The following is a 7916-nucleotide window of genomic DNA, read 5'->3' as shown; positions in this document are numbered from 1 at the left end:
CGCAGCGTCCCCCCGCACTGCGCCGAACGGATCTCCCAGCTCGCCCTCGAATGCGCCGCCGCCTGGCGCGAGTTCGCCCGCCTCGTGGAGACCGCTCAACCCGCCCCCGGAACCCTCAGCGCCTGACCCTCGCCCGGCCACCGTGTGCAACCGGGTCCGCTCCGCACTCGCACACCCGAACCCGTGCCCCCAGCAACTGAGTTCACCCACCGGCCGGTGGCCACCCTGGCCAACTCGACCGGCCCCACGGTACGTTCGGACCACCACACGAACCCGCCCCCCGGGCCGGGCCGACCCATCCCGAGAGGCCTCGGCCCTGGGCCACCGGGATGGTTTGCTCGGCCGTCGGTTCAACGTGGAGATCGCGCGCCTCGGGAGGTTCTCCGAGATCGCCCGGGCGTACCGACGGACGCCTTTCCACAGTGGCCGGAGGCCGGACGGCTGTGATGACTACCACCACGTAGCCGGGACGGCTCATGACACCAAATCGGATGGCCGGTGCCCTCGGTGCCCTTCTATCCGTGCCGCGCCAGACACCACCGAAACGCCCTGCCGGTTCAGGGAACCGGCAGGGCGGACTCGTTGAGCTACAGGATGTCCGGCCTCGGACTATCGACATGGGAGCAATCGCCGGTAGACAGTCGACCAACGCAGACTGCGGGGGCCGTCGGGACGCCCGGCACCGTTCTCCGGGTTGCACGGCGCCCGGAAAAGCAAAAAACCCCTGAATAAACAGGGGTCTCAGCTGGTGTCCGAGGGGGGACTTGAACCCCCACGCCCGATAAAGGGCACTAGCACCTCAAGCTAGCGCGTCTGCCATTCCGCCACCCGGACTAGGTGTCGCCCTCGCGGCTTCCGATCTCTCGGCCGTCGCGCTGACAGATGTAACTGTAGCAAAGATCGGCTTGGGGTCCCAAAACGGCTCCGGAGCGGAGTGCGGGGCTGGTGGCGGGGGCGGGGCGCGGCTTGTGGCGGGGGCGTGACCAGCGGGTTTCGGGGGTGTGCGGGGGGTGGATCGGGATCGAGGGCTGGGGGAGGATGTGCGGACGTGCTCGTACGCCCAGGTGCAGGTCCTGGGGGTGGCGCGCTGGCGCGTCGGTGCGGGCCCAAGACGAGGAGTGACCGTGAGCGAGCGGAGCGAGTCGGCGACGCCGAGGGTGACGGCTGAGTCGGAGGTCGCCGAGATCTGTCGCGATCTGATCCGGATCGACACCAGCAACTACGGGGACGGCTCCGGCCCGGGCGAGCGCAAGGCGGCCGAGTACGTGGCCGAGCAGCTCGCCGAGTTCGGGGTCGAGCCGCAGATCTTCGAGTCGGCCAAGGGGCGGGCCTCGACCGTGGTCCGGATCGAGGGCGAGGACCGCTCCCGTCCGGGCCTGCTGATCCACGGCCACACCGACGTGGTGCCGGCCAACGCCGCGGACTGGACGTACGACCCCTTCGGCGGCGAGATCGCCGACGGTTGCGTCTGGGGGCGCGGTGCGGTCGACATGAAGGACATGGACGCGATGACCCTGGCGGTGGTGCGTGACCGGCTGCGCACCGGCCGCAAGCCCCCGCGCGACCTGGTGCTGGCCTTCGTCGCCGACGAGGAGGCGGGCGGCACCTACGGCGCGCGCTTTTTGGTGGACAAGCACCCGGAGCTGTTCGAGGGCGTCACCGAGGGCATCGGCGAGGTCGGCGGTTTCTCCTTCACCGTCAACGACCAGGTGCGGCTCTACCTGGTGGAGACGGCCGAGAAGGGCATGCACTGGATGCGCCTGACGGTCGAGGGCCGGGCCGGCCACGGCTCGATGGAGAACGACGACAACGCGATCACCGAGCTGTGCGAGGCGGTCGCCCGGCTCGGTCGGCACAAGTTCCCGCTGCGGATCACCAAGACCGTCCGGGCCTTCCTGGACGAGCTGTCCGACGCGCTCGGGGTCGAGCTGGACCCGGAGAACATGGACGAGACCCTGCGCGTCCTCGGCGGCATCGCCAAGATGATCGGCACCACGCTGCGCAACACCGCGCAGCCGACCATGCTGGGCGCCGGCTACAAGGTCAACGTCATCCCCGGTCAGGCGACCGCGCACGTGGACGGGCGCTTCCTGCCCGGCTACGAGGAGGAGTTCCTGGCCGAGCTGGACAGCGTGCTCGGCCCGCGGGTGAAGCGGGAGAGCCTGCACTCGGACCGGGCGATCGAGACCAGCTTCGACGGCGCGCTGGTGGAGGCCATGCAGACCGCGCTGCGCGCGGAGGACCCGATCGCCCGCGCCGTGCCGTACTGCCTCTCGGGCGGGACTGACGCCAAGTCCTTCCAGGACCTCGGCATCCGCTGCTTCGGTTTCGCGCCGCTGCAGTTGCCGCCGGAGCTGGACTTCGCCGGGATGTTCCACGGCGTGGACGAGCGGGTGCCGGTGGACGGGCTGAAGTTCGGCGTCCGGGTGCTGGACCGCTTCCTCGACGCCTGCTGAAGCCCCGAGGTCTGCTGAAGTCCCGAGCCTGCTGATCAGGCGACTGGGTCGGCCCGTTCCCGGAGTGCCGGGGGCGGGCCGAGCGCATTGTCCGAGCGCATGATTGTGGGACGGGTCGAGGGAGATCAACAGAAACGATTCTGCCCGCAATTGCGTGCCGAGTATTTGTGCGAGGCATCACCGTTGCGGGTGAATGGCAAATCTGTTCCGTACCCCGTTTGCCGCAGCGTCGTTCATCCCTGTGCAGCCCGCCGAACGGGTTGCGTTGTCCATACAGGAGGAATGATGAAGGTCAAGAAGATCGCCGCTGTCGCCGCCGCCACCGGGGGCCTGGTGCTCGCCGCCGCCGGTGTGGCGTCCGCTCACGGCGGTGCCGGCGCCGAGGGTGCGGCCGTGAGCTCCCCGGGTGTCGTCGCGGGCAACCAGATCCAGGTTCCGGTCCACGTCCCGGTGAACCTGTGCGGCAACACCGTGAGCGTGATCGGTGTGCTGAACCCGGCGTTCGGCAACCACTGCGCCAACTTCTGAGCCGACCTCCGGGCCGTTGAGGCTCGTTGAGGCCTGTTCTCGTTGAGGCCCGTTGAGGATCGTCGAGGTTCCTTGAGACCGGCTCAGCACGGCCCCCGGGCGGCGGACGCGTCGCACCGGGGGCCTTTGTGCTGCTCGGCTCCCGGCCCCGGAGGACCGTCCGGCCACGGAGGCCGATCCGGCCCCCGTGGCCGGGTCGGTAAGGTTCGAACGCCCCGATCGCTCGATCGGGTGAAGCTGCTTCGTTCGGCTCAACCTCCCCGTTGGCCCCTCGTTAACTCGTGTGCAGTCGAAGGCCTTGCGTGATTTCCGGATATACGGAAATTCCGACTTTCATACAGGTTCACGTCAAGGTCGAACATGCCGTATCGAAACGTCAGGGGAAAACATGAGGAATGTCGCCAAGAAGGGGATCCTCACTGCCGTGGCCACCGGCAGCGTGCTGGCCTCGACCGCCGGCTACGCCTACGCGGCCGCCGAGGCACAGGGGGGTGCGGCGGGATCACCGGGTGTCGCCTCCGGGAACTCGGTGCAGGTACCCGTCGAGGTGCCGATCAACGCCTGTGGCAACACGGTCGACGTGATCGGTGTGCTGAACCCGGCGTACGGCAACCACTGCGCCAACGTCAGCGGCGGCGGCCGCCACGCCGCCCCGCGGCCCGGCCAGGGCGGTCAGCCCGGCGGCAGTGCCGCCTCCGGCGCCGGCGCGAGCCGGGGCTCCTCCGCCTCGGGGGCCTCCGCCGGGGGTACCGCGGCCAACTCGGCCGGGGTGATCTCCGGCAACAGCGTCCAGGCCCCGGTGCACGTCCCGGTGAACGCCTGCGGCAACTCCGTGGACGTGGTCGGCGTCGGAAATCCGGCCTTCGGCAACGACTGCGCCAACGTGGCCCGGCCCGCCCCGAAGCCGACCGACGACTGCCCCGAGGGCCACACCACCCCGCCGGCGACCGGCGGTGAGACCGGCCCGGGTGGCTCGCGCAACGGCGGACCGTCCACCGGCGTCACCCCGAGCACCCCGGCCGCCCACGCGCCGGGCACCACCACCGGCACCCAGGCCGTTCCGGCCGCCGCCCGCACCAGCGCCCCGGCCGCCCCCGCCGCGCAGAGCGTCGCCGCGGGCGGCGAGCTCGCCCACACCGGCGCCGGTGGCGTCGAGGTGTTCGGAGCCGCCGGGCTCGCGTTGCTGATCGGTGGCGGCGTGCTCTACCGCCGGGCCCGCGCCGGCGCCCGCTGAGCCCTCGGCCGACTGAGCCCCCCGACCGCTCAGCGGCCCCGCCGGCGAGGCACGCACGCCCGCCGACGGAACGACGCGCCTACGGCCGCCCCCGTTCTCCGGGGCGGCCGTAGGCGCGTGAAGGCCCGGCGCACGCATCCCGCTCAGGGTGCGGCGCCCCCGCCCGTCACCAGCTCCGGACCTGCCGGATGATCCGCCGCTTCAGCCGGACCGTCCGGCTGCCGTCGGGGAACAGCCTCAGCCGGTCGAGCTCCCAGTGCCCGTACTCGGCGTGCTCGGTGAGCAGTTGGCGTGCCGCGTTGCGCGTGGTGCCGCGCGGCATGCGCAGCGACTGGTACTCGTACTCCGGCTGCCGGACCGGCTTCGGTGGGGTCAAAACGCTCCTCCTGAGGATCACCTGCACGCAAGCCTACGGCCTGCTCCGGACAGTCGGCCCGGGTATTTCCGGCCGACCTCCCGTCCCGGCGCGGCGGTTCGGCAGCGCATGACCCGGGCGCTCGGCTGACAGTGCATCAGTTCTGTTGCTGATGTGGAGGGGATACCCCGATACCGGCGCGCGAAGCGGCACCCGGACGGCCCCGCCGGACCGGCCGTGCGCCCTCTGCGCCCGCCCCACGCCGGTTCTGCCGGTGGACAGAACACACAGAATCGGACATCAGGGGGGAAGTTGCGGTGAAATCGCGGGTGTAGGTGACAACCGCTGTGCGTACCGGCGCCGCGGGGAGATAGCGTCTGCACCATGTCTGATGCCGCGCAGCCCACCATTGCCGAGGTACGCGCCGCCGCTGAGGCGGTCAAGGCCGCCATCGACCGTCATCTGGAAGCGGTGTCAAGCCCCAACGCAGCCGATGATCCCGCCGTGACCGCTGCCTACGAGCAGCTCGCGACGGCGGCCATCGCGTACGACCAACTCCTCTACGAGGTCTACGACGAGGTCACCCCGTTCGAGATCCCCGGAGACGAGGGACCGGGCGGCTACCACGGCCCGGAACAGCCCGAGGCGATCAGCGTCCTGATCCGCCGCGACTACCACGTGGTCGACCCCAAGCGGCTGCGCGCGCAGGCCGAACGGCTCGACGACACGCTGACCCCGGGCGGCGCCGGCGGCGTCAACACGGCGCTCGGCGTGCTGTTCGGCGAGTACGAGCCGGACGAGATCGCCGCCCGCAGCGAGGAGTTCGGCCTGGAGGAGGCGGACTCGACGCTCTGGGTCGCGGCGGCCGAGCCGACCGAACCGGGGGAGTGGCTGCCGGAGCCGTTCGAGCACGCCGACCCGCAGCTGCTGATCTGCCGGTTCGACGTGAGCGAGGTCTACGACGACGAGGACCCCGACGACTGACATCGGACGAACGCGAAGGGCGGGCCCGGGACTCCGGGCCCGCCCTTCGCGCGTCAGCCGGTCGGCGTGCGGACCGCTCGGCGGATCAGTACGCGGACGCCGCGTTCTCCGCGAGGACCGCCCGCAACCGGGTGGTACGCGGCTGCGCCGGGCGCTCGGCGACGGCCTGGGCGAGCGCCGGGCCCGCCGCGTGGACCACGGACAGGTGCCGCTCGCCCCGCCCGAAGGCGGTGTAGACCCACTGCCGGGTGAGCGCCGACCCGGCGTCCTCCGGCAGCACGACCACGGCGGCTGGCCAGCGGCGGCCCAGCGCCTGGTGGACGGTCAGCGCCCAGCCGTGCCGCAGCCGGCCGGCCTCGGTCGGCGGGACGGTCCGGCGCGAGCCGTCCGGGTACTCCAGGTGCAGGCCGGTGGCGTCGCCGTCGAGCACCCGGGCCGGGCGGGTGATCCCGGGCGCGGGGGACTCCACCACCCGGTCGCCCGGGTCGAAACCGCCGAAGCGGCCGGGGCCGGGGTTCAGCCGGGCCTTGGCGGCGGCGTTCAGTGCCCGGGTGCCGGCCGGGCCGCCGTGGCCCGGGGTGAGCAGCACCACCTGCTCGGCCGGGATGCCGAGCGCGCGCGGGATGGAGTCGGTGAGCAGTTGCACGGCGCGGTGGACGGCCTCGCCGCCGTCCCTGGCGGTCAGGATGACCACCTCCTTGTCCGGCGCCTCGACCGGCTGCAGCTCGCCGATGCCGACCCCGGACACCAGCTCGCCGATCGGACCGAAGTCCGGGGTGCGGGAGGCGACGGCCGGGCAGACCTTGGCGGCCAGCAGGTCCGCGAAGAACCGGCCGGGGGCCGCCGACCAGAGCTGACCAGGGTCCCCGCTGAGCACCAGCCGGGTGCCGTCGGCGAGCGACTCCAGGACGGTGGCGGCCAGTTCGACGTCCAGCAGCGGCGCGTCCAGCACGATCAGGAGGTCCAGGGCGAGCGAGCCGTCGGCCGCGTGGCCGGGGCCCGCCGTACCCGACAGCAGCTCGGCGAGGGTGACCACCGGGGTCTCGGCCTCGCTGAGCGCGTCGAAGGACTCCTTGCCCTGGTCGGTCCAGGTGGCGGCCCAGGCCCGCAGCCCGAGCCCGCGCGCGGCGGCGAGCAGCGCGGCCGGCTCGGCGCGGGCCGCCTCACCGCCGGTGTGCAGCACCAGCGCGCTGTCGGCGACGGCCCGGACCAGGGCGGCCGCGGAGGAGGACGGCGCGGTCGCGGCGGCGGCCTCCCAGGCGGCGGGGCCGGGGAAGACGGGCGCGGCCTCGGCGGGAGCGGTCTCGGCAGCCTCCTCCGAGGATCCCGACTCTGACCCTGACGCCGGCTCTGACCCTGACTCCGGCTCCGACTCCGGCTCCGACGCCGGCTCCGACGCCGGCTCCGACGCCGACGCCGACGCCGGCTCCCCTTCCGATTCCGCGAGCTCGGCGGCCTCCGGCTCGGCGTCCTCACCCGGGACGAAGGTGGCCATCAGCTGGAGCAGCTTCTCGGCGAGGCTGTCCTCCGCCATCGCCAGCCCCTCCAGCGCGAGCAGCGTCCGGGTCGGCGCCTCGTCCTCGTCGTCGCCGGAGGTCTGCGCCTCGGGGCCGCTCAGCTCCTCCTGGAACGGCAGCACCCGTCCGTCCGCGACGGCGTGCTGGATCGCGGCGGCCGGTTCCGGCATCCGGAGCCGTTCGAGCCCCTCGGCCACCTCGGTCAGGTCCTGGGCCGAGTGCCCGCGCAGCGCCGCCTGCTCCAGCAGCCAGACCACCAGGGCCTGGGCCCGGCGTGGGTCGTCCGGGGCGGCCGAGGAGCCGAGCAGGCCGCGGGCGAAGTGGTCCGCGTGCTCGGGGCGTACGCCGGGCAGGCCGAGGACGGCCCACGGGTCCTCGCGCAGCCGCTCGGCCGCGTCCTCGCCGAACTCGGCCACCGCGGCGGTGGCCAGCTCGGCCGGGGCGCCACCGGCGGTCAGCACCGCGACGGTCTGCTGGAGCACGTCACCGCTCGGCTCCTCGGGCCGCACGGCCGGGGCGGCTTGGGCAGCCGGGGCGGCCTGGGCGGGCACCGGAGGAGCGGCCGCCACCTCAGCGGGACCGGCCTCGGAACGCCGCGCCTCGGAACCCCGCGCCTCGGAACCCTCCGGCTCGGCGGCCTTCGCCCCGGAGGGCCCGAGCCGATGAGCCCCCGGGCTCGCTTCCTGCCGCTCGATCTGGCGGATCCGCGCCACGATGTCCGCGATCGCGGCCTGGTCCGCGGGCGGGGCCGCGGTCTCCTTCGGAGCGCCGTTTCCCGTGTCACTCATCGTCGTCCGCTCCAAAGGTCACTCCACTGCACGTTCTGCTCGACAACCCGGTCC

6 protein-coding genes and 1 tRNA gene are annotated in these 7916 nt (G+C 72.9%); 4 read left to right on the top strand and 3 right to left on the bottom strand.

Annotated elements, in window-relative coordinates; translation table 11 throughout:
- Positions 1 to 746: 746 nt before the first annotated feature.
- Positions 747 to 834 (bottom strand) — tRNA-Leu (locus ACZ7BZ_RS19380).
- A gap of 290 nt (positions 835 to 1124) precedes the next feature.
- Here ACZ7BZ_RS19380 and ACZ7BZ_RS19375 point away from each other — a divergent pair.
- The 3 genes from ACZ7BZ_RS19375 (at position 1125) to ACZ7BZ_RS19365 (ending at position 4218) form a co-directional block, all read left to right on the top strand.
- On the top strand, positions 1125 to 2456 hold the full coding sequence (locus ACZ7BZ_RS19375) for a M20/M25/M40 family metallo-hydrolase (RefSeq protein WP_380462676.1): 1332 nt from the start codon (positions 1125 to 1127) through the stop codon (positions 2454 to 2456).
- 285 nt (positions 2457 to 2741) lie between these two features.
- Positions 2742 to 2984 carry a chaplin gene (locus ACZ7BZ_RS19370; protein ID WP_470359318.1) on the top strand — a complete coding sequence of 81 codons (243 nt, stop codon included), beginning with the start codon at positions 2742 to 2744 and terminating at the stop codon, positions 2982 to 2984.
- A gap of 388 nt (positions 2985 to 3372) precedes the next feature.
- A complete protein-coding gene (locus ACZ7BZ_RS19365; protein WP_470359317.1) occupies positions 3373 to 4218 on the top strand; it encodes a chaplin in 846 nt (281 codons plus the stop codon).
- Between the two features lie 166 nt (positions 4219 to 4384).
- On the opposite strand, the gene ACZ7BZ_RS19360 is transcribed toward ACZ7BZ_RS19365, so the two are convergent.
- Entirely contained in the window at positions 4385 to 4594 is a 210-nt protein-coding gene (locus tag ACZ7BZ_RS19360; RefSeq protein ID WP_033350848.1) for a DUF5703 family protein, read from the bottom strand.
- A gap of 363 nt (positions 4595 to 4957) precedes the next feature.
- Between ACZ7BZ_RS19360 and ACZ7BZ_RS19355 the strand changes: the two genes are divergently transcribed.
- Complete coding sequence (locus ACZ7BZ_RS19355) at positions 4958 to 5557, top strand: hypothetical protein (RefSeq protein WP_380462670.1); 600 nt, start codon at positions 4958 to 4960, stop codon at positions 5555 to 5557.
- 85 nt (positions 5558 to 5642) lie between these two features.
- Here ACZ7BZ_RS19355 and ACZ7BZ_RS19350 read toward each other — a convergent pair whose 3' ends face one another.
- Positions 5643 to 7862, bottom strand: a complete 2220-nt coding sequence (locus tag ACZ7BZ_RS19350) for a helix-hairpin-helix domain-containing protein (RefSeq protein WP_470359316.1) — start codon at positions 7860 to 7862, stop codon at positions 5643 to 5645.
- Positions 7863 to 7916 lie beyond the last annotated feature (54 nt).

The sequence above is a fragment of the Kitasatospora sp. NPDC036934 genome, from assembly GCF_055608425.1.
The sequence above is the reverse complement of the archived record's forward strand: the minus strand, read 5'-3'. Positions and strand labels throughout refer to the sequence as shown.

Excerpts from the sequence above, each read along its gene's own strand:
- ACZ7BZ_RS19370 (WP_470359318.1), top strand. The coding sequence starts at position 2,742 with ATGAAGGTCAAGAAGATCGCCGCTGTCGCCGCCGCCACCGGGGGCCTG.
- ACZ7BZ_RS19365 (WP_470359317.1), top strand. The coding sequence starts at position 3,373 with ATGAGGAATGTCGCCAAGAAGGGGATCCTCACTGCCGTGGCCACCGGC.
- ACZ7BZ_RS19355 (WP_380462670.1), top strand. The coding sequence starts at position 4,958 with ATGTCTGATGCCGCGCAGCCCACCATTGCCGAGGTACGCGCCGCCGCT.
- ACZ7BZ_RS19350 (WP_470359316.1), bottom strand. The coding sequence starts at position 7,862 with ATGAGTGACACGGGAAACGGCGCTCCGAAGGAGACCGCGGCCCCGCCC.